Here is a 25,636-nt window from a genome sequence, read left to right as displayed (position 1 = left end):
TCATCGATTTGATTCACGCCCTCCATTCAATTTCAGATCAATTTCCATCAAGATGATTAACCAAAAAATCAGCCAAAAAATCCTGACCAATTTAAAAAAGGGATTTCAAACAAGTTTCCAAAGTCCCCGCCAAGCACCCCACTGGACTATTTCTTGGCCCCTATTGGGTTTGATTTTGTTAAGTGGCGCGATCGCCCTCTACGGCATTAACTGGGGATTGCCAGACTGGAAAGGTTGGGCCGCCGATGAGCTAACCCCAGAACGGGTTTTAGAAGCGATCGATCAAAAATTCGCCAACGGTTGGCACTACAAATATCCACCTTTTCACTATTACTTACTGACCCTGCTTTATTCCCCACTGTTGGTGCTGAAACAACTGGGCTGGATTTCCTTTGAAGATCTAAAAACCTATAGCCTTTTATTTTATCTCAATCGGCTACTTTGCGTGGCCATGGGCATGGGAACCATGGTCTTGATGGTGCGGTTGGGAGAAATGATCTTCGATCGCAAAACCGGCTGGTTAGCGGCTTTGGCCATGGCCCTCACACCCCTTTATGTCTATTACGCCAAAATTGCCAACTTAGATATTCCCGTTTTGTTTTGGTCGATCGGCTTTTTGATTGTCTATGTGGAAATTCTGAATCATCACCGCTTTCGCGACTATATCATCGGCGCAGTTTTAGCCGCGATCGCCGTTTGCACCAAGGATCAGTTTTATGGATTTTGTATCCTCACGCCGTTTTTCGTCATTTGGCACTATTGGCAAAAACAACGGCTCAACGATCCTCAATTCACCCTTTGGCAAGCGGTGCGCGATCGACGGGTGGGCTATGGGCTTGGTGCAGGTGTTTTGGCATTTTTGATTCTGCAAAATGCCCTCTTTAATTTCCAAGGGTTTATCGATCGATTCAACTTAATTTTGTACGGAGGAGCCAGCATTCGCCCTCGCTACGAAGAAAGTTTGCAAGGGCAGTGGGAAATGCTGGGCCAAAGTTTTGGGCATTTGCAATTTTCCTTTGGTTGGCCCCTTTGGTGGCTGGCTTGGGTCGGTGTGGCGCTCTATGGCTGGCGATTGATTCGATCGCTCCGAGGCCATTCCCAACCGGGCTGCACCTCTCTTCATCCCACCGATCGCCAATGGTTGCCGCTCTATCTTTGGGTTCCTGGCGTTTCCTATTATCTGTTTTATATTGCGCCTATTTTGTATAACGATGTGCGCTATTTAATGCCCTTGATGCCCCTCTTTGCCTTCTTTGCTGGCTCTGCCATGGCCCAGTTGAGCGATCGACTGAAACCTTGGTTTTTTCCCGGCGCTTTTATTACCACCCTCGCCTTGAGTTACAGCCTGGGTTATAGCTGGACAGTCAATAGTTTAATGACCCATGATTCACGGTATTTCGTTGAAGAATGGATGCGATCGCAAATTCCCGCCAATGAATTAATTCTGGAAGTGGGCATTGAAAAATATTTGCCCCGCACCACAGGATTTCAAGCCAAATTGCTCGAAGAACCGGACTTGGGCCAGGTGAACGCCCTCAAACCCCAGTGGATTATTGTCAGCAGTGGCTATGACCAACGCCGCTTTCCACAAAATTCTCCAGGTCACCAATTTTTTGAGCAGTTACAATCAGGAAACTTGGGCTATGAACTAGCGTTGCAATACCAAACCAAGCCCAAGTGGTATTGGTTCGATCGCCCCACGGTGACCTATCGACTGTTGGATGACATGAAAATTTATTCCAACTTCGACAAAATCGACCCTGAAATCACAATTTACCGATCGAATAAACCGATTAAATAAACCCTTAGCGTTCAATCATGATGCCCCTCCCTGCCACGCCCCGTGCTTCCCGTCGCTCCCTGACTTTCGCACCCGTCCTGGCTCGCTCTGGGTTGGTGGGCTGGGGATGTTTGGCCTGCTTGCTAATCGGCTGTGGCAATGGGAACCGCAGCGACGCAGCAGTCACCACCAAACCCCCGGCGGCCCCAGCGACTCAGCCTGTGGCCTTGAACAACGAGACCGGTTCGGCTCCGGGGGCGGGCCAGTCGCCCACCGTGAATCGGGTGGCGGCGGTGGATGCCAACCGTGAAATCGCCAATGGTCGCCTGGGGCGGGTGCGACTGGGCATGACCCTCGCGGAAGCCAAGCGGTTGATGGGGCCCAATGTGCGTTGGGAAAATGTGTCGAACCTGTTGGTGGACTTTGGCGGCATCGCGGCCAAGTCGGGATCGCAAACGCTGTTTTATATCATTTACGAAGCAGCAGGCGGAGCACCACGCGATCGCGACCCGATTTCCATGCTAATGACGGAGAACGCAGCCTACAAAACCGCCGAAGGCATTGGCCCCGGCAGCTCGATCGCCCAAGCCGAAGCGGTCTATGGTAAAGCCACCCTCAGTTTCAATTGGGATGATGAAGCGCGGGAATATGTCAAATTTGCCAGCCAGCCGGTGGGTCTGATTTTTCGCACCCAAGGTCAGCCCAATGACTTCGATGGCAACTATCCCACCACCCAAGGTCAAAGCGACAGTTTTTACAGCACACAACGTTATCACCCCACCGCAGCCATCAAAGCCGTATGGGTCGCTTCGCCCTAGTCGCGCGACAGGCTTAATGTATTGGGTCAAAGCGGCAAAGGCAGTCGTGGTAACAAGGGACTGAAGCCCCTTGCTGCCTGACGGTTTGGGGGCGATAACAGTCAGTTGGCTTGGCCTATCACGTTCAGGCAGCCGCGCTACTGGGGTTCCGGGCTGTCCGCCAACTCCGAAAACCGCTTCGCTCCGGCCGCCCGCAAGCGTTCCGCTCCCTCGGGCCAATCCATCAGCAATGCCAAGTCCAAATGGGTGAAGTCGGGGCCATGGTCACCGATCCGGTTGGGGTCGGCTCCGGCTGCCAACAAGCGGCCGATCGCGCCGGCCTGTCGCCAAGCCACGGCAAACCCAAGGGGCGTTTCCGAATCATCTGTGACGGCGTTGGGGTCGGCTCCCCGTCGCAACAACAAATCGATCATCGGCAAGTCCCCTTCAACCACAACATTGAGCAGAGGGGTGCAGCCAAAGTTGCCGGGCGGGCCATCCACGGGCGCACCCCGATCGAGCAACCAAGTCACCATCGATCGGTTGTGCCAAATGGCGTAGTCCAGCAGGCTGGCTTCAGCAGACTGATACAGCTCGGGATGTTTGCCCAACAAAAACCGCAGCCGCTTCCGATTGCCGCGTTGAATGTAGCTATGTGCTCGACGAATGAGACCACGACCCATGGGCGATCGACCTGCTGAGATGATGGGCTGAATTTAGGGGGCGATCGACTTGCGGTTCAAGAGCACGGTTGAGCAGTTGACAGTAAGTTTTGCGACAGTCTGCGCGAGTTATTGTTCAGCGTAGTTAACAGAAATGCGGGGTAGGGGAATCGAACCCCTAAGCGAGATGCTCTTGGGTAATACCAATCTCGATGATCAATGCTAAAAATCTTGAGTCTAAACCTTTATTAGGCCAGGCTTTTGATTAGCATAAACTCAAGGAATTGGTATAAAGCACTGTTTTCAGAGCTTAACACTGCTCGCAGCACATTTGGGTAGTCACCAGACCTCCGCAGCATCGCCACCCCGCATGAACCGACCGTCGTATAGACAACAGGTGCAATCATCAATCCCTCCTTGATATTCATCAAGAGCGGAGACCATTCATACACTGTTGAGCAGCCATTAAGCACTTTTAACAGTGCCCATATTACCAAGATTATGGGCAGGCTTAAGCACCAACACCCCCATGATATTCACATCATAACTTTAAACGACTGCCCATACCTCATCGAGATCGACTTCATCGTAATTATGGGTGATGACATCACGCATACCAGAAATTTCTTTCCAAGGAATGGTTGGGTGCTGTGCTCTGAAGTCTTTGGAAAGTCGCTTGGTAGCTTCGCCGATAATCATGATGCGGCGCAAAATCGCATCTTGTTTTTCAATATTAGCTACTAAGGCATCAAAATCAACTGATTCAACATATTGAAGAATGAGTTTGATCGCTTCTACAATATCGATTAATGCCTCTTGATCACGCGACATAAATCACCTCGCTAGAATCAAGAATGTTTTTGCGTCGCAGCCAGTTTTGACTTTTTTCAATGGCTTTTTTGCTAACTAAATCAACTTCACGATGTAGTAGCAATGAAAGTTCTTGCTGCATCCTAATTTTTTCAAAAAGTCCCCGTTTAGCAGTGGGATGATAGGAAACCAACACATCAATATCGCTGTCAGCGGCAAAGTCATCGCGCAGAACTGAACCAAAAAGGGCGAGTTCAGTCACTTTCCATCGTTGGCAGAATTCAGCAAGCTGTTCTGGGGTAATTCCTAATCGAGATTGCAGTCTAGGATTGAGTTGTAGTGTAGTCATTAGTTGTCACCTCAGAGGATCAATATTTTGAATTGTTAACCATGTGGTTCGTAGATTAACTTGAAAATATTTGTGAGCCATAATATTTCTCCTATGCGAATCTAGAAGACATGAACTGCTTCCTCTAAAATGGGTTGCCTGAGATGTTCTTTCAGGGCATCTGTTGTTCCCAAATTAACAGGACACTAAAACAGATCTTCTAGATAATGTTTGATACGAAAAATTTAAAGAAGCCGATCAATTCATCCAGTTCTACTAAGATATCGATGTCACTTTGAGGGTTGGCTTGATCGCGAGCAACGGAGCCAAAAAATTAAGCGACTTAACACCTAATTGCTGTAGCTCTTCCTGACGAGATTGTACTAGTTTAAGTGCATTCAATTTTCTCATATTTTTACTCTTTAGCAGTCGCAATCGTAACCCATATGATATTAGTGACTGTAGATACTGTGCTCGACTACCCAGGTATAAATTAAGTTTCAATCTCAATTTTTAGTGTTTGTCTCACTAAGGTTTTGACAGGTGTATAAATATCAGCTCCTTCTCCTATTACTCGAATCGAAACAATCAAAGAATACCTAATTTTCTCGTTCCATCGATTATGCATAGTGCGCTCTTTCCACCATCCTCCCACTGGATAAACAGCGATTGCATCCTTTGCCGCCAAGTCAGCAGCAATTCCCGTCCAAATATCCGAATGCACGGAACCTCGACTACGCAGCTGAGTACCTAAAAACCAACCTTTATCCTTTTGAGAGGAAGTTTTATTTCCTGCTTTTTGGGCAGTTCCTGTAATTCGTTCCTTGAAGTCCGTGAGCATCTCAGTTTCATCTTGAGTCGCAAATCTTAAACCATAGGAAGGATAAGAATAGCGACGAACCCAACCTCGCTCTCCTGGATTCGCCTCAATAAAATACGAAAGTGTTACTCTCATCTCAACATCCCTCTCACCCAGAGACTCTAGCTCCTTTTTCGGCCAGGGAAGAGTATGAAGATTCATATCCTTCGTTGTCACGTTGGACTGACTTTCTTTCTTCTGAAAGGGCTGAAACCCATCCTCAACAATCATAGTCAAATCATTTTTCGCACTCCGAAGTGCCTTTTCTAAACTCGGTACACCATACCCATACCGCCTCAGCAGAGTGCTTTTGTCCTTTTGCTGTGGCGGAGTAGGCAAATGCTTTCGCATCGCTTCTGTCCAAGTCGCTGAGTGAACAATCAAAGCACGCACCGTCTCCGGCCAAAAGTCAGGATTTTGAACCAGGATTTGCGCAGCAAAATGTCCCGCCAAAGCAGTCGCCGCACTGGTATCCCTAAATAGCGTAAAGAATCGCTGACCAACTTTGTGATTCGCTGTTAGCAAACCTAAATCATCCAAATCGCCAACCGACTTCCCATCCGTTGCCCAATTACCACCCTCAAATACAACATCTGGGCGATTGGGCCACTGCTTTCCCCAAGTCAGCGAGGTTCTACTCGTAGGTGATAAATCACCCGCAGGCGCGATTGGCTTCCAATGACGATATTTAGAATCAACGATATTTACCTTTTCCGTAAAAGCCCCAACGACCAACGCATTCCAAGACTGTGCTGGATTTTCAGCGGATGCACTATCATTATTGACAATATAATCTTCCGGATTGATCTCATCACGAATATTACCAACTGGCAAAATTATTAACCGTTTCACCAATTCATTAGAGATTTTATCTCGACCAAAACATAAGTCATCAATTGCCGCAGACCAAGAGGAAGGTGTTCCTCGATTGGCTCCCCCGCTGGTCACTGGCATACAAATCACCCGTGTTCGAAATGGAGCCTGTATCTCAGCACGACTAATACCTTCCTGCACAATCCATCCATACAACTTAGGATCATTTTCTTCTTGCGAGGGAAGTATTTTCACCGATTCTAAGCAATGTGAAATCTCAATTTTTTGATTACCAACCAGAGCTTTGCATAGGTCTCCATAGAGCAACAGCCCAGCCATATTAGTGCCATGCCCTCCACGAGTATCGTGAGTCCCCCATATTGGCTCATAGCTATGCATATCATCTTCGCTGAGGCTATGCTCTAGCAATGGATGAGTTCTTATTACTCCACCATCCAACAAACATACAGAGATATTCGGAGATTGCTCAAATACGCATTTATTCAGTAGATCATTCATCCATGCCTGTTGCTCAAGCTCATTATTTTCAAAAAAGAATGATGGCAGATCCTTCGCAATTCTGAGTTCAGCAATTGCATCACACTTACGGATAATTTGCCCAAGCTGAATAACATTAGCCAGCGCTAAAACCACTTCACGCTCGACAAATTTAAGGGAATGAGGTTGAATTTGAATACTTAGCTGTTCAAAGATCGCATCAAAATTCTCCTTTCGATCTGCTCTGAGCCAAACCTCCCACCAAATTGCTCTACTTTGATCCTTTGGAAATAGCGACTTGTCATCAGTAAACAATGACGTGATTGAACTTAGATAAAAGGCTTCTATACGGCTAACTAGAGCTTCATTTCTTGGTTTACCTTTCGGCGTATCTTCATCCTCATAGGCAGTAATTTTCTTTTCAAAATAATTCTTCTTACTGTCAGGAACAAACAGTGTCGCTTCCAGATAGGGTCGTTTCAGGTTCATCAAAAACAAAGTCAAGAAGAATTGTTTTTTTTGACTTTCGGATTCCTCGTCAGTTACGAGAAATAGAGCAATTTTTAGAACAACATAACAATTTAAGTCCAACTTCAGAGATTCAGTGACTGACATCAACTCAATCTTAGAGCTAAGATTTTCTAGACTGTGAAGTAACTTGTCTTTCTCGGAAGCACGAAACTCTACATCTAAATAAAATCCAGGTTCGCCTACTGGTTCCGGTTCTGATTCAGATAAATTCCTTTCCTGTTCCAGTGCCCAAAAAACATTGCCCAAATCAGAACGAAGTTTACGCGCATGTCTTCCCCGATCTCGCAGAGGATTACGCGTACTACCTCCTGTTGATCTAGGAGTATAAGCTTCCCGACTGGTAATAGAGGGATGATGAGGAAGGCTTATGTGGGGTAAGTTATACAACGATTCAGACATAATTAAATACAAAGATCGATTTTCCACTCCAAGCAATAAGTTGATTTACCAGTGAGTCATTGATTTACGCTCTACGATTGATGCGATCAGCTCATCTTCCAAAATTGTTTTCCTATTCCCGAGAACAGCATTCTTTGCAGCTTCTGTAATCGCTCGAATAACTTCAGCCTGACTTAAACCTGCTGCGGATTCCAGAATGCCATCCCAAATTTCCCAGTTCAACTGAAAGGTCACAAGACGTGATTGAACCAACTTCTTTATAACTTCCGAGCTAGGTAACTTGTATTGAATCACATCATCAAACCGTCTGTAGAGAGCCTTATCTAAAAGATCAGGATGATTGGTCGCAGCAATAATCAAACTATCGCTATCATCGTTCTCCAAAAATTGCAAACAAGAATTTAAAACACGTCGAATTTCACCAACATCGTTATTGCCAGAACGCTGAGATCCGAGTGCATCAAACTCATCAAAGAAATACACTCCACGGGTAGACGACATTGCATCAAAAATTAACTTGAGTTGAGTTGCTGTTTCGCCCATAAATTTTGTGAACAGTCCCTCATAAAGCACTGTAAAGAGAGGCAACTTCAATTCTCCAGCAATCGCTGCTGCTGTCATCGACTTGCCCGTTCCCGGTGCTCCCACCAAAAGCAGTTTACGACGGGGATTTAGATTATGCTCTTTCAAAAGATTTGAGTTTGCCTGTTCAGTCACAACCCTCATCAACCTTTCATACAAGCTCTCAGAAAGTACCATGTCTGCCATACGTAAATCCGAATATCGGGCAGACAAAAGGTTAATTAAATCACCTTTTGGTTGAATTAGAGGTACCGGCCCACCTGGCTTATTGACAAACCGAGATTTTTGATCTTTCGCCCGGTCGATTAAATTTCGAATCTCCTCAGCAACTTTTCCATGTCCCTGACGTGCCTCATGGGCAGCAACTTGCATCGCAACAGTAAAAAATTGCTGTTCTTCGCCTTCTATATGGCTCTTCAAAAGAGCAATGACTTGACGAGCAGTTGACATGGCTTAGGACAGATGACTGAGTAGAACTCTTATCTAAATAATGCCCCAGAAAAGCTCATCTATTTAAAAATGTAACAAACAATCAAATAAAGCTCTATAAGACTTACAAGAATAGACTTCGGTAACAGTGGAGGACTGCTAGGTAAATCCCACTTAATTTTCTAACAACAAATAATAAGTGGAGTTCATAGTTGTCTATATCCTTAAAAAGAATTTCCTAAAGCGATTAGGCTTACTCTTGGTTGAACAGCTTCGTTTGCCAATGATTAAAGATACCAGCCTGAAGTCCTTGATTTAGCCTGGAGCTTAAGTAGTATTGTCGAATGAAACTAGTATTAGCTCTTTTGATATATCTATGATAGCAATTAAAGCAAAAAGCTGAATAGCTCTTAGCCAATGGAACACTAGCCACAATGGAAGTTTAAAACAGTTGAAACCATCAAGCCATTGCGGTCACACTGCCCCCAGCCACTTGCCAGCCCGTTTCGCCCCTGCGCCAAACCCTCATGTAGCGAAAATCCCCCGCAAAAGTATTTCCTAAATACGTGCCACTGAGGAAAATATGCGCCGATGCAAGGGCAACGTCTTCGCTCAAAACTTGGACTTCTAGCGCTTTAGGCACAAGCTCGTGAAACTGAGTGCCACCAGTACGTTGTAATTCCAAATCCATCGCCTTCGTCGCCAACTCACCAGTCGGCCCCGAAAACATCAAATCATCAGCAATGAGCGCGTCCAATTCAGCCACATTAGATGCACTCATGGCTGCATAGAGTCGCGTTTCAGACTCGCGAATTTGGGTTTCAATGGCTGAGTTCATAACGACCATAACTGTTCTGATGATGTTTCATGATTAACCATCGCCCCTCGTGAGGGGGCAAGGGGTTTAAACCCCTTGTCTGGGTTGTTGAGGATGGCTATTGCGGTTGCGGATCGCGCCAGAGGGTGAGCCGATCGCTCATCGGTTGCAACTGCGCGCCGGGATAATAAAACTGCAAAATTCGGCTGGCATTCCAACCGAGCTGGGCTAGCTTTTGCGATCCCGCTTGGCTCAGGCCCGCGCCGTGGCCCCAACCGCCGCCCACGAAGGTGTAGCCTCGCAATGGTTGCGTGCCACCCCCGATCGGCTCCAGGTAAAACAATGTGCTGCGCGGAGCCATGAAGGCGCTGCGAACCGCATCTTTTTCGAGCACCAGCGGGCCGCGATCGGTCGCTACGGTCAACTTGCGCACCCGACCACCGGGCGATCGCTCCGTCACCGTCAGGCTTTGGATAGTTTTCAGGTTGGCGCAATCACTGTTTTGGGCCCGGCAATAGCGCTGCAAACCCTGGGCAATTTCCGGCAGGGTGCTGCTGCGTCGCCAGCGGAAATCGCGCCAACCCAGCTCGTTCCAACCTTGGGCGATCGCCAGGAATTGCCGCAGGTTGCGCTCATCGGACAGGGGCCGCGCCGCCAAGTCCCAAATCGGTTGATGGGCATCGACCACGGGCCGCAGGTAGGGGCGATCGGGCCCGTCCCACACATCCGTAAAGTGGGCCGTCACGCCGCCGGAGGTGGAAAAGTAGAGCGCGTCGATCAGCTCGTTTTGGTAAGTGAGCACCTGGCCGTTGGTGGCGGCGATCGCCCGATCGACCCGGGCCGTAGCCGCCTTTAGGCCGCGATAGACCTGGCAATGGGTATCGGCACAGAGCTGGTAGCCATCGATCGCAAACCGCCGCAAATTCCGCAGGGCATAGGTACGCGCCAAAATTGCCTGGGCTTGCAAGGCGGATTCCGGTGCGCCGGCCCCAATTTCGTAGGGCACTACGCCGCGCAGATAGGTTTCCGTGGGTACAGCATTGACGATCGTATAGCTGCCATAGGCATTGCGCTGGAGTTTCAGGGAACCGGCAAATCGATCGCGTCCCACCTCGATCGCCCCTTTGCCCGCCGAAATGGTCAACCGCTCACTGGCAAAGGATTGACCCCCGATCGCCCCGCTCACCAACAGGTTGCGATCGCGCCGCTGACTGAACAGGTTGGGCTGGCCGCCGGTTGTGGCGGGCGGATTGGCCCGAACGCTATCCAATAACAGTCGCCGCAACAGGGGCTGGTGATAAATCTCCCGCTTGGCCCACACCTGCCACCGCTCCGACGGCTGGGCCAACTCCACCTGAATCCCGCGCGATCGCCATTGGTTCGCCGCCGCCTCCGCCGTTTCAAAGCTGCGGTAAGTCCCCAGCACCACCCGCTCATCAACAACGGGTTCCGGCAGGGGTTGGGCGATCGGCTGCAACACCAAGCGATCGCCCGTCAAGGTTTGGGTGCGATCGAGCAAATCCACTTGCACCGTCAGCCGATCGCCCGGCAACGCCTTCAGCTCCAAGGTTCCCGGCTGTTCCCCAAACCGTTGCACAATCCCAATTTGCAGCACCGGATTGGTCGCCGCGATCGCTTCCGGAGCCATCACCCACAGCAGCGCTCCCACCCAAAAAACTTGCCGCATTGTTCCCCTCAAAACGAACCCATACTAAGTGATTTTACTGATCTCCATTTGCCCAAGGTCAAGGGATCAGCAGGCTGCACTCATCCCCAGAGTTAAGAATAATTTGCATATTGCAACTCGAAATCAATATGACTATGATAAAGACAACCCGATCGCGCCCCTCCGTTTCCCCAGCCCCTGTTTTAAAGTCGTTTCATCAAGTTGGGTAATTCACCATGGCTGTTTCTGCTCCCATCATTAATATCGGCATTCCTGAAGCCGATCGCGCCAACATCGCTGCCGGCCTTTCCCGCGTCCTGGCCGACACCTACACCCTCTATCTCAAAACCCACAACTTCCATTGGAACGTGACGGGCCCCATGTTCAACACCCTGCACCTGATGTTCGAGGCGCAGTACACCGAACTGGCCCTCGCAGTGGATTTGATTGCGGAACGGATTCGATCGCTTGGCTTCCCGGCTCCCGGCAGCTACAGCGAATATGCCAAGCTAACCTCCATTCCCGAGGCCGAGGGCGTTCCCAGCGCCGAGGTGATGATTGCCCAGTTGGTGGAAGGCCAAGAGGCCGTCGTTCGCACGGCGCGGGCGGTGTTCCCCCTGGCCGATGCGGCGAATGATGAACCCACGGCCGATCTGTTAACCCAGCGCCTGCAAATCCACGAGAAGAACGCTTGGATGCTGCGGAGTTTGTTGCAGTAGATTCCAGTCGATCGCCCCTCCCGATCGCGCTAAGGGCGATCGACCACCGCGCGAGAACCCCGATCCTGCCAGCACTGGATCAGGGTTTTTCGCGTTAGTTTTGAACTGTTCCACCTTGACCCATCAGGGCGATCGCTCCTCCTTCGCCCCCCAGGAGTTACGCACCATGCTCCAAAGCTTAGAAATCGAAAACTTCCGCCAATTTTCCCACTTCACCATCCCCAAACTGGGCCGCATCAACCTCCTCACCGGCAAAAACAACAGCGGCAAAACCTCAGTCCTAGAAGCCATTCACCTACTGATGACCACGGAGCACCCCGCTCAGGTCATCGTCAATCTGCAAATCAATCGTGGTGAAGTTTCTCCTCTTGGTAACTCTGGAGAATATATTGCCGAGGTTACTCATCTCTTCCACAATCGAAATGCCGACAAGGGGGAAGTGATCAAGATTTCTGGTTTGAGTGAAGAACCAGCTAAAAATCATATTGTTATTCAAATTGATGCAAATAAAGAAGGTATCTCAGGACTTCATAGCCTCTCTGATATTCGTAGAGAAACCTGGCCAAAACTTTTTCTGGAAAAGCAAAGTCGGAATATGGAGCCTTTGAGATACTCAGTAGATATATCCCCAGATTTCAAGCTTCCTTTTGATCGATCATTCTATCTTCAAGACGATTTTTCATACGATGAAAAATCACACTTTCTGACCTCAACCAATCTAGAGTCTGGAAAAGTCGCAGAGCTTTTTGATGAGATTGTATTAAAGCCGGAGGAAAATCGAGTTATAAAAGCAATCCAAATTATTGAGCCAAGAATCAACCGAATTGCACCTGATCATGGCAAGCTAGCAAGAACTAATTTGAGTTCCAGACAAGGATTTTTAACTCAGATTATTGATGAAAATGGAAGGACTCCCATGGGAAGCATGGGTGATGGAATCTGGCGTTTATTAGGTATTTCACTGACGATGGTTAATGCGAAAGGCAAGGTTTTGTTGATTGATGAGATCGATACAGGCTTCCACTATAGTGTGCTAGTTGACCTCTGGAAACTAATTTGGAGAACTGCAAGGGATCTAGATATTCAAATTGTTGCGACAACCCATAGTCAGGATTGCTGGAAAGCATTGGGAGAGCTGATTTATGATGAAGGAGGGGAACAGCTACACGATAACGAAATCATGATTCATCGCATTAATCCTCAAAAAAACGAGGCAATTAGTATCTTTACAGATGAAATTATTGATGCAGTTCAAAGTCAAATTGAGGTTCGCTAAATATGAGTCAGCGATCCTACAGAGTCCTATTATCAGAAGGTCAAGAAGATCTTCGCGTAATTCCTGAACTTGTGGAAGCTAATGGTATAGCCTGGGAAGAGTATCCAGATAATAGAAATCGTTACCTTGTTAATATCAAACTGCTAAATGGTAAGAATACACTTGAACCTAAAACCTTTCAAAAATATTTCAACGATTCTGAGCTGACTGCGTTGGGGTTAATTCTAGATGCTGATGAAAGCACTGCAAACACATGGCAGAGTGTTCGTGATAAGTGCTTGCAAGTACGATCACTTAAAAATATTAACTTTCCACTCGCAATTCCTTCAGCAGGCTTCATTACCGAAGTAGACGAATCGAGGAAGTTTGGTGTTTGGATTATGCCGGATAATCAATCGCCAGGAATGCTCGAAACATTCTTGGCTTACTTAGTTCCAGATCATCAAAATGATTTATGGCTTTATGCCCAGGAGGCTGCTCACCGAGCGAAAGAATATGACGCAACATTTATCGAAAGTCATACAGACAAAGCCCATGTATATACATGGTTAGCTTGGCAAGAGCCTCCAGGCAGGCAACTCCATGACGCAATTAAGCAAAAGATATTTAATCCTAAACATCCGAAATCGAAAGGATTTATGGATTGGTTTAGACGGCTATATGACTTATGAGCCGGTAATCTGTAGGGCGGGATTGCACCCCAAAATTGATTCAACCAATTGATTCATAGGATGGATTGGCGCTGTGGCTGACCGGATGCGGATTTGTGTGACGATCGGGACTCGACCGGAAGCGATCAAGATGGCTCCGGTGGCGCGGGCATTTTTGCAGGACGATCGCTTCGAGACCCAGATTCTGCTGACGGGCCAGCATAAGGAAATGGTCGAGCAGGTGATGAGTCTGTTTGAGCTGCGGGGAGATCGGGACTTGGCGATTATGCAGCCGGGGCAAACCCTGACGGATATTACCTGCCGCAGCTTGACCGGCTTGGGGGCGCTGTTTGCAGAGCTTCAGCCCCAGTTGGTGTTGGTGCAGGGCGACACAACGACGGCCTTTGCGGCGGCCCTGGCGGCGTTTTATCAGCAAATTCCCGTGGGGCATGTGGAGGCGGGCTTGCGCACCGATAACCTCTACAGCCCGTTTCCCGAGGAGGCAAATCGGCGGCTGATTTCCCAGGTGACGCAGTTGCACTTTGCGCCGACGGATTTGGCGGTGGCGAATTTGCAAAAGTCGGGGGTGATGGGCGAGGTTCACCAAACGGGCAACACGGTGATCGATGCGCTGTTGGCGGTGGCGGCGAAAAATCCCCCTTGCCCGATCGCCCCCTTGGCTGGAACCGCAACGGCCGGGCGATCGCTCGATTGGTCAGCAGGGCCGGTGATTTTGGCAACGGTGCATCGCCGGGAAAATTGGGGCGACCCGCTCACCGACATTGCCGATGGGTTTTTGGGGCTGCTCGATCGCTTCCCGGATCTGTCGTTGGTGTTGCCGCTGCACCGCAATCCGACCGTGCGCGAGCCGCTGATCGGCAAGTTGGGGCCCCACGATCGGGTGTTCTTGACGGAGCCGCTGGACTATTCGGCGCTGATTGGGGCAATGCAGCGATCGACTCTGATTCTCACGGACTCCGGCGGTTTGCAAGAGGAAGCGCCGAGCCTGGGCAAGCCGGTGCTGGTGCTGCGGGACACGACGGAACGCCCCGAGGCGATCGCGGCGGGCACGGCCAAACTGATCGGCACGGCCACGGCGGATATTGTGCGGGAAGCGAGTCTTTTGCTGAGCGATCGGGCTGCCTACGAGGCCATGGCCCACGCGGCTAATCCCTTTGGGGATGGTCAGGCGGCGGCACGAATTGTCCAAGCGGTGGCCGCTTGGTTGGCGCAGCGATCGAGTTAGGTAGCGGACGACGCTAGGCAGTTCGATCGCTCTGGGGCAGTTAGCGACCACAGAGCGAGCGCATCACTGAAAATCACGACAGATGGGAGCAAGCCAAGTGGCCGCCACGATGGTTTGCTCTCAGTTTGTTTACGGAATACCAGGTATGAATTAGCACAGTTGTTTACGTTTTTCTGAGTCTAGCGTTGGCGGTCGCGTATTTTTTTTAACCAATCCAAGGGACTCAGTAAACCTTGGTTGAGCGCTAATTTTCTGGTGATGAAGCTGGGTGATTTTTTTGACCTCTAAAACTGCTTTTTCAATAGTTATTAAGATTTCCCGATCGCGCTGTGGGATTGGTCATTTTAATCGCGATATTTAGAGTATCCTCAAAAGCCCACAGATCCTTGATCCCCGAGATCAGGTCTGAACTTCGCTGAATTTTGCAGCAATCAGGGCGGGTGGTACTGTTGATGACCGTTTGTTTCGGTCACATCAGGAGCCTGGTTTCAAAGGCCGTTTCTCAGATCCTTGAGCAAATGGTTATGATTTGATCCCCGCGCTCCCGCGCCGATCGCCCCTTGAGGATCAGTCTCAGATGCAGCACTGTGACTCCTAGTCCAGATCATGGATTTGTTCATAATGAAATCCATGCATTTTGGGTTGTGCAGATGCCAATTTTGGGGTTGAGCCGTCGCTGTGTATGGGGCATTTGGGATGGGTAATTTTCTTAAAAAAAGTCATAAAGACCATGGCTAATGCTGTGAATTTATCGGATGCAACCCTGATGGAAATTTACGCAGATGCGATGACTTCAGGGGTCATTACAGAGGATCAATGCGAGCGACTCCATGAGGCGCTGGTGGACAGCGACTTGACGGAGCATGAGCAACAGGCGTTGAATCGAATTTTCCATTCGGTTTGGCGAGGATGGCTCCGTTATGGCGATCGCTCCTGAGCACGCCCCCCGATCGACTCATGCAGCACCGTTGTTGGGCAATCCATTTCGATGGTCAATCAAACGACCAAGGGGATGGGTAATGCCATGGTTCACTCGATCGCGCCCTTGGCTAGTGGCGATCGGGTTGGGGTTCCTGTTGGGGTTGGGTTGGTTGCTGGGGTCGGTTGACCTGGCCCGATCGCAGTCCTTGCCGGAGTTGCGCCAACAGCAACAGCAACTGAACCAGCAGCGGCAAACCGTTAAGGAACAGCGGCAAACCGTCCAGCAACAGCAACAGGCAACCCAGGAACAGATGAAAACCCTGGAGCAGTCGCTTGATCGCACCGAAGCCGAAGCCGAGCAGACCCAAAGCCGTTTGGATACGGCGGTGGATCAGTTGGCGATTTTGGAGCGCGATTTAGCCCTTGCGGAACAGAACTACCAGCGCAAACGGTTGGCGATCGTGGCGCGGCTGCGGTTTTTGCAACAACAGTCGCCCCAGTGGGGATTGGCGGCATTGCTCCAGAGCAAGTCGATCGAACAGTTTTTTGATCATCAACACCGGCTGCAAGCGGTCTATGGAGCCGATCGCCGGCAACTGAAGGAACTCGATCGCGCTGCGGATCAGCTCAGTTTGCAGCGCAGTCAGTGGCAAGAACGCCGTCGGGAATTGGCCAGCCTCAGCCAAGATCTGAGCCTGGAGGAGTTGGAATTGCGTCGCCGCACCCAAGCGGAGCAGGCCCGGGCGGCCGCCTTGCGGGCCGACCAAGCCCGCTTGCAAACGGAACAGGCCCAGCTCGATCGGGACTCGGCCAACCTCACGCGCTTGATTCAGCAGCGCATTACCGAACAGCAACAGGCCGAGGCGATCGCCCGTTTAAATCGCATGGCCGCCTTTCGCGTACCGGGCCAGTTTGGGAGTCTGAATGCCGGTGAACCCAAAATTCTGAAGTTACCGGGCGGCATTTTGGCTACGCCCGTGGACGCGCTGATCACTAGTGGGTTTGGCTGGCGGGTGCATCCGATTTTGGGCTACGGCCGACAGCACAATGGGATTGATTTTGGGGCAGCCTATGGAACCACGGTGCGATCGGCCCATGGCGGAACCGTGGTGGTGGCCGGCTCGTTTGGGGGCTATGGCAACACGGTGGTGATCGATCGGGGGGATGGCCTGTCCACCCTCTATGGTCACAACAGCGAACTCTATGTGCGGGTGGGGCAAACGGTGCAAAAGGGCGAGGCGATCGCCGCCGTTGGTTCCACGGGGCTGTCCACGGGGCCCCACTTGCATTTTGAAGTGCGGGAAAATGGCAATCCAGTGGATCCAGTGCCCTACCTGCGCTAAAGCCATGTCCGAGGGTTCGGGCCTGTCGTTGTTTTCTAGGATCAAGTGAAAATGGTTGATCCTCAACGCCCTAGCCAACCTAGACAAGGGGCTTAAGCCCCTTGCCCCCCACGATCTGCTAGCGGTGGAACCAGGGTTTTAGGTGATTTAACGACAGGCCCCCAGCGAGATCAACCGTTGATTAACCCTATTCAGCTCACCCCTAGGGTCGCGAGGCGATCGAGCAACGGTTGGGCCGCCGTTTCCAAATCTTGGCCAAAGGACAACACCCCATCCTCATGACCCGCCATCACCAAAATGCGGCATTCCGGTAAGGGACTTTCGGTAAACAGCCGCGCCATTTCCCGCGCCATGGCCGGTGTGCCGTAGGGAACCGTTGCCCGAGTGGTGGGCAGGCGATCGCGCTCTTGATCCCAAAGGGCGGGACAGTGACCGTGAATAATCGCCTGAATGTTTGGATCCAGTTGGTAGATGGCCGCATGGGTCAGGGATTCCGACGAGGCGCAGATCGGCCCCCGGCAGTGCAGCCAGTTGCGATCGATCTCCCAGCGATCGACCAGGGTGTAATGCTCGGGGCCGGTGGTGGTGAGGTGGCCCGTCTGCGTACCGGAAATCAGAAATCGATCGATCCCCAGACGAATGCTGAGGTTGCCGTAGCCAATGCCGTTGGGATACACCCCGATCGCCCCCCACTGAAACAGCCGATCGCGCCAGGTGATCAGCGCCTGCAACGCCACCGGGTCAAGGGCGATCGGGGGAGCCTGTTCCCAATCGCAGGCAAATTTAATTACGCCCTCATCCATGAGTTTGGGTCTCCTGTTCGGGAAACAGGCCCAGCAAGCCCGCCTCGGAGGCCGCACAAAGACCGCGCTCGGTGATCAACCCCGTGACCAACCGGGCCGGGGTCACATCAAACCCATAGTTCGCCGCCGGGGATGCTTCCGGGCAAATCAGCACAGGGGCAATTTCTCCCGATTCTGTGCGGCCGTCCATATATTTCACTTCCCGATCGCTCCGTTGTTCGATCGGAATTTCCCGCACCCCGTCCCGCAAGATCCAATCGATCGTGGAAGACGGCAGGGCCACGTAAAACGGCACCTCGTTATCCTTCGCGGCCAAGGCCTTGAGGTAAGTACCAATTTTGTTGGCCACATCGCCACAGCGCGTGGTGCGATCGCTCCCCACAATCACCAAATCCACCAAACCATGCTGCATCAGGTGGCCGCCCGTGTTGTCCGCAATCAGGGTATGGGGCACGCCATGTTGGCCCAACTCCCAAGCGGTCAGCTTTGCACCCTGGTTGCGTGGGCGGGTTTCGTCTACCCACACATGAAGCGGAATCCCCTGATCAAAGGCTTGATAAATGGGAGCGGTGGCGGTTCCCCAGTCCACGCAGGCCAGCCAGCCCGCATTGCAGTGTGTCAGCACATTCACAGGGCGGCCGGTGCGGCCATAGATGTCTGCAATTAGGCGTTGGCCGTGGTGGCCAATTTGGGCACATTGCTGCACGTCGGCCTCGATGATTTCGGCGGCCCGCAGCCGCAGCCGATCGAACGCGGCCGCCCCAGACTGACAATCGGCCACCGCCGCCAACTGCTGAGCGATCGCCCAATGGAGGTTCACGGCCGTGGGCCGCGTTTTCAGCAGCCGTTGGGCCGCCTCCGCGATCGCGCCCTGAAAGTCCGCTGCCGATCGCGCTGCCATACCCGCCAGGGCCATCCCCACCGCCGCCGTGGCCCCAATCAGCGGCGCACCACGCACCACCATTTCCTCGATCGCCCAAGCGGCCGTTTCCAAATCCGGCAGCGGTTGCCAAACCAGTTGATGGGGCAATTGCCGCTGGTCAATCACCGCCACCGTTTCCGGGCGATCGGGATCAAACTGAATGGTTCGGGTCGCAACACCAGCAATTTTCATGAACCACCACCACAATCCAAAGGGCGATCGTCATCTTGGCATTGAGGGTTGGCCTGGCTCAAGCCAAGGGTGCATCCACAGCCGGGAGAACCCGTCGGCAACTATTTCACCTCCGGATGCGGAAACAACGTCGTGGCAGGCTGAAATTGATTGATTTGGTGAATTAACTGGTGCAACCGACCCAAATCCCGTTGGTTAAACGTCATCACCAAGCGCGGCAACCCTACCGTAGGGCTGTTGCGTTCTGCGGGCAGGGCGGCGGATTTTTCGATCGCCCCATGAACCAAAATGTCACGGAAGGTTTCGTTCAGGTTGGCTAACCACTCATCCGACAGTTCCGTTCGCAATCGCAACACCAGCCGATCGCCCACATAGCGGCTGGAGTGATAAATCCGATAAAAGTCCGCGATGTAGTCACAGGCGGCGGCCGGGCGATCAGTCATGAAATACAAATTCAAATCTTCAGGGCTGATCAGGCCACGGCGCAGCAGGTGGTCACGGTGGTAGGCTTCCCAGGTTTGCCAATAGTCTCCACCGGGGCGATCGAGCAGCACAATGGGCGCTGGGCCAAACTTGCCCGTTTGCGACAGCGTGAGGCACTCAAAGGCCTCATCCTGCGTGCCAAAGCCCCCGGGAAACAACGCCACCGCATCGCTTTCGCGCAGGAAGAATAGCTTGCGCGTAAAGAAATACTTGAAGTTCACCAGCTTGGGATCCCCGTCAATGTGGGGATTGGAGGTTTGCTCAAAGGGCAACTGGATATTGAGGCCAAAGGACTTTTCCCGGCCGGCCCCCTCATTGGCCGCCTGCATGATGCCCGGGCCGGCTCCCGTGATGGCCATGAAACCCCGGGCCGTGATGCAACGGGCGAAGGTCAAGGCCGCCTCATATTCTGGCTCTTGCTCGGGCGTGCGGGCTGACCCAAAGATGGCCACCTTCCGCACATGGCGATAGGGATAGAACACCTCGATCGCCCGTTGCATGTCGATTAGAGCACCGTTCAGGATTTTCCAATCCAGGCGATCGGCGTGGCTGTCGGCCAATTCCAACACAGTTTCGAGGGCTAACTGCACCAGGCCGCTGTTGGGAAGGGTTTCCAGGCGATCGAGCAAATCCACCATCTGATGGCGCAACCGTTCTCCGCTGTTCCGACGGTCTACGGATAATGACGAAAAGGCCACAGTCCCTCCCTGGCTTGCTTGGGCCAGCGCAATCTGTCTTTTTTTCAATATCTCACTTCACGATCCCCGGCGATCCCCCCTTAAATTGCCGTTAACGTTCCTTTGGTACAAAACCAATCAAAACCGGTCAACTTAGGCCAAAACCAATCAAAACCGATCGAATCAGACCAAAACAAAAGAACCTGGCCAAGCCAGGTTCTTCGTACTTACCAATTTCTGTTCAGGTTCAGGGGCTTTTGGAACATCTTTTGAAGGTTGCTAAAACGTTTTCAGCACCCCGAGTGAACCCTAAACTACTCGCAACAGGAACGATCAAACCACCACCGAGGAGCTGACCCCATCGCTGATTCGGGGTTCCCAATCAAGCGAGCCTGGGCCAGCATTCACTCCTTAGCTTTGTGTTACTTGGTCTCATCGATGTACTTAGCGAGGGTGCCGGCCAAGGTGGTCTTTGGCACTGCGCCCACAACCATATCCACGCGATCGCCGCCCTTGAAAATCATGAGGGTGGGAATGCTGCGAATACCGTACTGGCTTGCAATGCCAGGGTTTTCATCGGTATTCAGCTTCACAACCTTCACTTTCTTGTCAAATTCTTGAGCGATTTCATCAACCACCGGCGCTACCATCCGACAAGGCCCGCACCAGGGTGCCCAGAAATCTACCAATACTGGGACTGTGCTTTGGAGCACTTCTGCCTCGAAGTTTGCGTCGGTAACTGCCGTTGCTGCCGCCATGCTGACCTATCCTCTAAACCGTTACTAAATCAGTCTTTTGACTCAGACCAATCTTGACATCTTTCCTCGGCCAAAACATGGAAAATTTCCCAAAGCCAAGGTTAGTTCCTGAACCGCCGTTCCCCTGCCTAGACAAGTCCTTGAGGGATTTGGCACGCCATGCTTGATACGAGGCAAATCCAGATTACCACAAGCAAAACTCCAGCTCTGACGATTTGACCGATCGCTCAGAAACTTTACGAGATCGGGTACGAGATCGCGGCGGATCAAGCGAAATCACAGCGGAACTACTGGGGATCCGGTCTGTTTCGGGGCTGCGCTTGGGCGATCGCTGGCGGTGGCTAAGTTAGGGCGCGATCGGGTCGGAGAACCTAGTGATTGCTCCAATCCCGATCGGGCGATCGGCCTGGTTGTTGACTAACTAGTTTTGCCTATGGCCTGCATCAGCCACCTGCATTAGCCACCACAGCGAGACCCATTCCTAAGCTAGCCAGCCTTGGGTTAGTCGGCCTTCTTGCCCTTGCCCTTCTTGGCCGCGCCCTTTTGACCGGCTGCCTCGGTGTCGTCGGTGTCGTCGGTGTCGGTGGCGCTCTCAGCGGTCACATCGACCGTGGCTTCAGCGGCAGGGGTTTCCTCCGCTTCGGTTGCTTCGGTTGCTTCTGACTCTTCCGCCTGGCTCAGGGAACCGGGTTCCAGCAGCTCAAAGCTGTTGTTTTCCTTCAACCAAGTCAGCACCTTGCCCCGGTACAGGTCTTCGTAAACCACGGATTCCAACCGAGCGCGATCGACCTTTTGGCCAGAAAGGGCAGCCTTCAACTCCTTCGCGCGGGCTTGCACTTCCTCATCGCTGACCTCGATCGACTCTTTGCGACCCACAGCCCGCAGCACCAAATCCGTCTTCACTTGCCGAACGGCATCCGGGCGCGCCGTTTGCTGCATGTTGGCCATCAGTTCATCGTTGATGAACTTGCGCACATCAATGCCCTGGCTTTGCAGTTGATACATGGACTGGTTCACAATCCCGCGTACCTCTTGCTGCACCAGGCTTTCGGGCAAATCCACATCCACATTGTCAATCAAAGCGGCAATCAGGGCCGCTTCCTTGTTCTGTTCGGTTTGCTCGTCGGCTTCCTGTTGGTACTGGGACTCAAAATCGGCCCGCAGCTCCGCCAGGGTTTCGTATTTGCTGATTGATTTGATGAACTCGTCAGTCAGCTCGGGCAATTCGCGCTCTTTGATGTCATGCAGGGTGATCTCAAAGGTGACTTCGCGATCTTGCAGGTCTTCGCGGCCGTAATCGGCTGGGAAGCGCACGGTGATTGACTTGCTCTCACCGGCATTCATGCCCACGATTCCATCGACAAAGCCGGGGATGAATTTCTTCTGATCCAAGTCCACTTGAAAATCCGTCGCTTCCAGGCCGGAGAGATCTTCTGGATCGGTTTTGCCTTCTTCGGGGGTGAGGGTTCCTTTGTAGTCAATCACCACGGCATCGCCCAACTGGGCCGGGCGACCTTCCACGGGAATCAAATCGGCAGAGGATTCCTGTTGCTGTTCCAGGATCCGGTCGACCCGGCTGGGGTCGGGATCAACACGCTCAACTTGGATCTCCAAGCCGGTGTAGGTTGGCAACTCAACGTCGGGAACCACATCCAGCGTGACCACAAAGGTCAGGGTTTGGCCCGGCTCAAACTTCGAGAACAGTTCCTCTTCGGAGGAGGTGATTTGGGCCTGGCCGGCGGGTTCAATTTTTTCTTGCTTGATGGCGGCCTTCACGCCCGCTTCCACCAACTCATCCAGACTGGCGGCCTTGAGGGCGGCGGGGCCAATTTGCTGAATCAACACGGCGCGGGGCACTTTGCCCTTGCGGAACCCAGGAAGTTTGACGGCTTTGGCGTACTTACTGAGGGTGTCTTCGTAGACCTTGGCCGACAGTTCAGCGGGCACTTCGATCGTGAGGCTAACCTGACTGGCGGACAGTTTTTCCTGGGTGACTTTCATGGATGATCCAACAACTGACAAACAACTGACAAAACGAAACGGACTCAACGAAACTTGCAACACAAGCTGGCGATCGCCAGACCTATAACCGAGCGACGTGCGGCGCTGGCATAGTGCTGCGGCATCGTGCTGAAGCGAGGTGCGACGTTGACGGGCAAGCTACGCCAGATGAACCGCAATAGACTATCCTAGCTGAAATGCGCCCCTCTGCATGGGCGATCGAGTTGGCTAGTTTTTGGCGTTCCTGGGGAGAGAAGACCTTGGCTGGATATCGCGTCGCCATTTTGGGCGCTACGGGCGCTGTGGGTACGGAGCTGCTGCAATTGCTCGAAGAACGGCAGTTCCCGATCGCAGAACTGAAGTTGCTGGCTTCGGCGCGATCGGCCGGCCAGGCCTGCACCTTTGGCGGCGAAACCCTGACCGTGGAAGCCACCACCGCCGAAGCCTTCAAGGGCGTGGATATTGTGCTGGCCTCGGCCGGAGGTAGTACCTCCAAGGCTTGGATTGACACGATCGTGGCCGCGGGAGCCGTGACGATCGACAATTCCAGCGCCTTTCGGATGCGGCCCGACGTGCCCTTGGTCGTGCCCGAGGTGAACCCCGAGGCGGCGGCCAACCACGAAGGCATTATCGCCAACCCCAACTGCACAACGATTTTGATGGCGGTGGCCACTTGGCCCCTGCATTTGGTGCAACCGATCCAGCGGATCGTGGCTGCCACCTATCAATCGGCCAGCGGCGCGGGCGCTCGGGCCATGGAAGAGGTGAAAGTGCAGTCGCGGGCGATTTTGGATGGGGGCGAGCCGGTGGCGGAAATTTTGCCCTATCCCTTGGCCTTTAACCTGTTCCCGCACAACTCGCCCCTGGGCCCCAATGGCTACTGCGAAGAGGAAATGAAAATGGTGAACGAAACCCGCAAGATCTTCGGCACAGAAGCCCTGCGGGTGACGGCCACTTGCGTGCGCGTGCCGGTGTTGCGGGCCCACTCGGAGGCGCTGAATTTGGAATTTGCGGAGCCGTTCCCGGTCGATCGCGTCCGCGAGATCCTGAAGTCGGCCCCCGGCGTGACCCTGCTGGAGGATTGGGAGCGCAACTACTTCCCGATGCCGATCGATGCCAGCGGCAAAGATAACGTGTTGGTGGGGCGGATTCGCCAGGACATTTCCAACCCCCACGCGATCGACCTCTGGCTCTGTGGCGACCAAATTCGCAAGGGTGCGGCCCTGAATGCGGTGCAAATCGCGGAATTGCTCGTGGAAAAAGGCTGGGTGAAGCGCAAATCCGCCCGCTAGAGCGGCCAACCGTCGGGTGCAAACCAGGGAACCGGCATAGACAAGGGGCTTCAGCCCCTTGCCCCCTCACGGTGCGATCGCGGTTGGGGTGTGATCGGTTTTCTGGGCGATCGCGCCTTGGCCACCGCGCTAAGATGATCCCGGCTGCGCCCCATTCGATGAAGGCTGAATCGGCCAACTCCCAAGCTGTTTCTGGTTTCCAGTGCTATGTTCACGATCGAAGTTGCTCTCAAGAGTTCGCCCGCCACGTTTTCGGTGCAGCGCAAGAATGCGGAAGATGCGGAAGCGCTCTATGCGGAAATTTTGGGTTTTGTGCAATCGGGTCAGGCCCAATGGCTTGATTTGACCTGTGAAAAAATGGTGGGCAAGAAAATTTCCATCCTGACCAGCGAAGTGGTGGCTGTGCAAATCAGCGATAAGTCTGGCGCAGCCCAAGCGGGCGGCCGGACGGCCGGTTTCTTGGCCGCCGCCACGGGCGCAACCAACTAGGTCTGGCGTGACCGATCCAATCGCCACTCAACCAGACAAGGGGCTTAAGCCCCTTGCTCATCAACAAGTTTGAGCACCATCATGCTGGTTCGCTGGGTTGAGGTTGCCCTGTGATTGGGTCGGTCTTTCGCACGGTTCAACATCTCTATCGCGCACTGTTAAGGACGATCGCCCCCATGCAAGGCCAGCCCAAACCGGATGAGCGGGGATTGTTCCCAAACGATCGGGTAACGGAACCAGCGATCACGGTGCGGCAAGTCTCGTTCCAGTGGGCCACTGATAAACCCGTCCTGAAAAACTGCTCCCTGAGCGTGCCCGCCGGGGAGTTTTGGATGCTGCTGGGAACCAATGGCAGCGGCAAATCAACCCTGATGCAGCTCTTGGCGGGGTTGAACCAACCGAGCGCCGGCCAGGTGTTGTTGCGGCGGCCTGTGGGGTTTGTGTTTCAAAATCCCGATCGCCAATTGGTGATGCCCACGGTGGGGTCAGATGTGGCCTTTGGGTTGGCCGAAGAGAATCTCTCGGCGATCGAAACACGCGATCGAATCCGTAGCGCCCTGGCGGAACTCAATATTTTGGACTTGGAACGCCGCCCGATCTATGCCCTCAGCGGCGGCCAAAAGCAACGGGTAGCCATTGCCGGAGCGATCGCCACCCGTTGCGAAGTCTTGTTGCTCGATGAACCCACCGCCCTGCTCGACCCCGACAGTCAATTGGACTTGGTGCGCTGTGTGCGGCAGTTGGTGGACGATCGGGGAATTACGGCCCTTTGGGTCACCCATCGCCTCGAAGAACTGGACTATTGCGATGGGGCCTTTTTGCTGGAAAACGGACGGGTTGTGGCCGCCGGCAAACCAGCGGCCATGCGCGATCGACTCCTGACCCCGTGATCG

23 protein-coding genes and 1 pseudogene are annotated in these 25,636 nt (G+C 52.6%); 11 read left to right on the top strand and 13 right to left on the bottom strand.

Annotated features, from left to right (window positions below; all coding sequences use genetic code 11):
• The first annotated feature begins 52 nt into the window (after positions 1–52).
• Entirely contained in the window at positions 53–1,801 is a 1,749-nt protein-coding gene (locus AC2IAX_RS11275; protein WP_494387583.1) for an ArnT family glycosyltransferase, read from the top strand.
• Positions 1,802–1,818: 17 nt separating this feature from the next.
• Positions 1,819–2,598 (top strand): hypothetical protein, encoded by a 780-nt coding sequence (locus AC2IAX_RS11270; protein WP_494387582.1) that lies wholly within the window; start codon positions 1,819–1,821, stop codon positions 2,596–2,598.
• Between the two features lie 137 nt (positions 2,599–2,735).
• Here the strand turns inward: AC2IAX_RS11270 and AC2IAX_RS11265 are convergent, their stop codons facing one another.
• From AC2IAX_RS11265 to AC2IAX_RS11230, 8 genes and pseudogenes are all read right to left on the bottom strand, one after another.
• On the bottom strand, positions 2,736–3,260 hold the full coding sequence (locus tag AC2IAX_RS11265) for an ankyrin repeat domain-containing protein (protein ID WP_494387581.1): 525 nt from the start codon (positions 3,258–3,260) through the stop codon (positions 2,736–2,738).
• 528 nt (positions 3,261–3,788) lie between these two features.
• On the bottom strand, positions 3,789–4,070 hold the full coding sequence (locus tag AC2IAX_RS11260) for a HepT-like ribonuclease domain-containing protein (protein WP_494387580.1): 282 nt from the start codon (positions 4,068–4,070) through the stop codon (positions 3,789–3,791).
• Entirely contained in the window at positions 4,060–4,398 is a 339-nt protein-coding gene (locus AC2IAX_RS11255; RefSeq protein WP_494387579.1) for a nucleotidyltransferase family protein, read from the bottom strand. The genes AC2IAX_RS11260 and AC2IAX_RS11255 overlap by 11 nt, the downstream gene beginning before the upstream one ends.
• 199 nt (positions 4,399–4,597) lie before the next feature.
• Positions 4,598–4,678, bottom strand: a pseudogene (locus AC2IAX_RS11250) (hypothetical protein); the annotation flags it as partial.
• A gap of 192 nt (positions 4,679–4,870) precedes the next feature.
• A complete protein-coding gene (locus AC2IAX_RS11245) occupies positions 4,871–7,477 on the bottom strand; it encodes a S8 family peptidase (protein WP_494387578.1) in 2,607 nt (868 codons plus the stop codon).
• 45 nt (positions 7,478–7,522) lie between these two features.
• Positions 7,523–8,509, bottom strand: coding sequence for an AAA family ATPase (locus AC2IAX_RS11240; protein WP_494387577.1), 987 nt, complete (start codon positions 8,507–8,509; stop codon positions 7,523–7,525).
• A gap of 439 nt (positions 8,510–8,948) precedes the next feature.
• The gene (locus AC2IAX_RS11235; RefSeq protein WP_494390368.1) at positions 8,949–9,326 is read right to left on the bottom strand and encodes a nuclear transport factor 2 family protein; all 378 of its coding nucleotides are present in this window, start codon (positions 9,324–9,326) and stop codon (positions 8,949–8,951) included.
• 97 nt (positions 9,327–9,423) lie between these two features.
• A complete protein-coding gene (locus AC2IAX_RS11230; protein WP_494387576.1) occupies positions 9,424–10,992 on the bottom strand; it encodes a SpoIID/LytB domain-containing protein in 1,569 nt (522 codons plus the stop codon).
• A 215-nt stretch (positions 10,993–11,207) separates the two neighbouring features.
• Here AC2IAX_RS11230 and AC2IAX_RS11225 point away from each other — a divergent pair, with 215 nt between their 5' ends.
• The 6 genes from AC2IAX_RS11225 to AC2IAX_RS11200 all read left to right on the top strand — a co-directional run bounded on the left by AC2IAX_RS11225 (position 11,208) and on the right by AC2IAX_RS11200 (position 17,126).
• Entirely contained in the window at positions 11,208–11,690 is a 483-nt protein-coding gene (locus AC2IAX_RS11225) for a Dps family protein (RefSeq protein ID WP_190530814.1), read from the top strand.
• Positions 11,691–11,805: 115 nt separating this feature from the next.
• Entirely contained in the window at positions 11,806–12,966 is a 1,161-nt protein-coding gene (locus AC2IAX_RS11220; RefSeq protein WP_494387575.1) for an AAA family ATPase, read from the top strand.
• A 2-nt stretch (positions 12,967–12,968) separates the two neighbouring features.
• Complete coding sequence (locus AC2IAX_RS11215; protein WP_494387574.1) at positions 12,969–13,637, top strand: DUF3226 domain-containing protein; 669 nt, start codon at positions 12,969–12,971, stop codon at positions 13,635–13,637.
• A gap of 85 nt (positions 13,638–13,722) precedes the next feature.
• Positions 13,723–14,862, top strand: coding sequence for a non-hydrolyzing UDP-N-acetylglucosamine 2-epimerase (wecB, locus tag AC2IAX_RS11210; RefSeq protein ID WP_494390367.1), 1,140 nt, complete (start codon positions 13,723–13,725; stop codon positions 14,860–14,862).
• 730 nt (positions 14,863–15,592) lie between these two features.
• Positions 15,593–15,799 carry a hypothetical protein gene (locus AC2IAX_RS11205; RefSeq protein WP_494387573.1) on the top strand — a complete coding sequence of 69 codons (207 nt, stop codon included), beginning with the start codon at positions 15,593–15,595 and terminating at the stop codon, positions 15,797–15,799.
• A gap of 82 nt (positions 15,800–15,881) precedes the next feature.
• Positions 15,882–17,126, top strand: coding sequence for a murein hydrolase activator EnvC family protein (locus AC2IAX_RS11200; protein WP_494387572.1), 1,245 nt, complete (start codon positions 15,882–15,884; stop codon positions 17,124–17,126).
• A 191-nt stretch (positions 17,127–17,317) separates the two neighbouring features.
• On the opposite strand, the gene AC2IAX_RS11195 is transcribed toward AC2IAX_RS11200, so the two are convergent.
• From AC2IAX_RS11195 to tig, 5 genes are all read right to left on the bottom strand, one after another.
• On the bottom strand, positions 17,318–17,929 hold the full coding sequence (locus AC2IAX_RS11195) for a class II aldolase/adducin family protein (protein WP_494387571.1): 612 nt from the start codon (positions 17,927–17,929) through the stop codon (positions 17,318–17,320).
• Positions 17,922–19,043, bottom strand: a complete 1,122-nt coding sequence (gene mtnA, locus AC2IAX_RS11190; protein ID WP_494387570.1) for an S-methyl-5-thioribose-1-phosphate isomerase — start codon at positions 19,041–19,043, stop codon at positions 17,922–17,924. The genes AC2IAX_RS11195 and mtnA overlap by 8 nt, the downstream gene beginning before the upstream one ends.
• 101 nt (positions 19,044–19,144) lie before the next feature.
• The gene (locus AC2IAX_RS11185; protein WP_494390366.1) at positions 19,145–20,164 is read right to left on the bottom strand and encodes an LOG family protein; all 1,020 of its coding nucleotides are present in this window, start codon (positions 20,162–20,164) and stop codon (positions 19,145–19,147) included.
• A 461-nt stretch (positions 20,165–20,625) separates the two neighbouring features.
• Positions 20,626–20,961 (bottom strand): thioredoxin, encoded by a 336-nt coding sequence (gene trxA / locus AC2IAX_RS11180; protein ID WP_494387569.1) that lies wholly within the window; start codon positions 20,959–20,961, stop codon positions 20,626–20,628.
• Between the two features lie 501 nt (positions 20,962–21,462).
• Positions 21,463–22,962, bottom strand: a complete 1,500-nt coding sequence (gene tig, locus AC2IAX_RS11175; protein ID WP_494387568.1) for a trigger factor — start codon at positions 22,960–22,962, stop codon at positions 21,463–21,465.
• 197 nt (positions 22,963–23,159) lie between these two features.
• Between tig and AC2IAX_RS11170 the strand changes: the two genes are divergently transcribed.
• The 3 genes from AC2IAX_RS11170 to AC2IAX_RS11160 all read left to right on the top strand — a co-directional run bounded on the left by AC2IAX_RS11170 (position 23,160) and on the right by AC2IAX_RS11160 (position 25,633).
• The gene (locus tag AC2IAX_RS11170) at positions 23,160–24,254 is read left to right on the top strand and encodes an aspartate-semialdehyde dehydrogenase (protein WP_494387567.1); all 1,095 of its coding nucleotides are present in this window, start codon (positions 23,160–23,162) and stop codon (positions 24,252–24,254) included.
• Positions 24,255–24,461: 207 nt separating this feature from the next.
• Positions 24,462–24,743, top strand: a complete 282-nt coding sequence (locus AC2IAX_RS11165) for a UPF0367 protein family (protein WP_099533114.1) — start codon at positions 24,462–24,464, stop codon at positions 24,741–24,743.
• 176 nt (positions 24,744–24,919) lie between these two features.
• Positions 24,920–25,633 (top strand): energy-coupling factor ABC transporter ATP-binding protein, encoded by a 714-nt coding sequence (locus tag AC2IAX_RS11160; protein WP_494390365.1) that lies wholly within the window; start codon positions 24,920–24,922, stop codon positions 25,631–25,633.
• Positions 25,634–25,636 lie beyond the last annotated feature (3 nt).

It is taken from the genome of Limnothrix sp. HT2024 (assembly GCF_059138625.1).
This window is presented reverse-complemented; position numbering and strand designations above follow the sequence as displayed.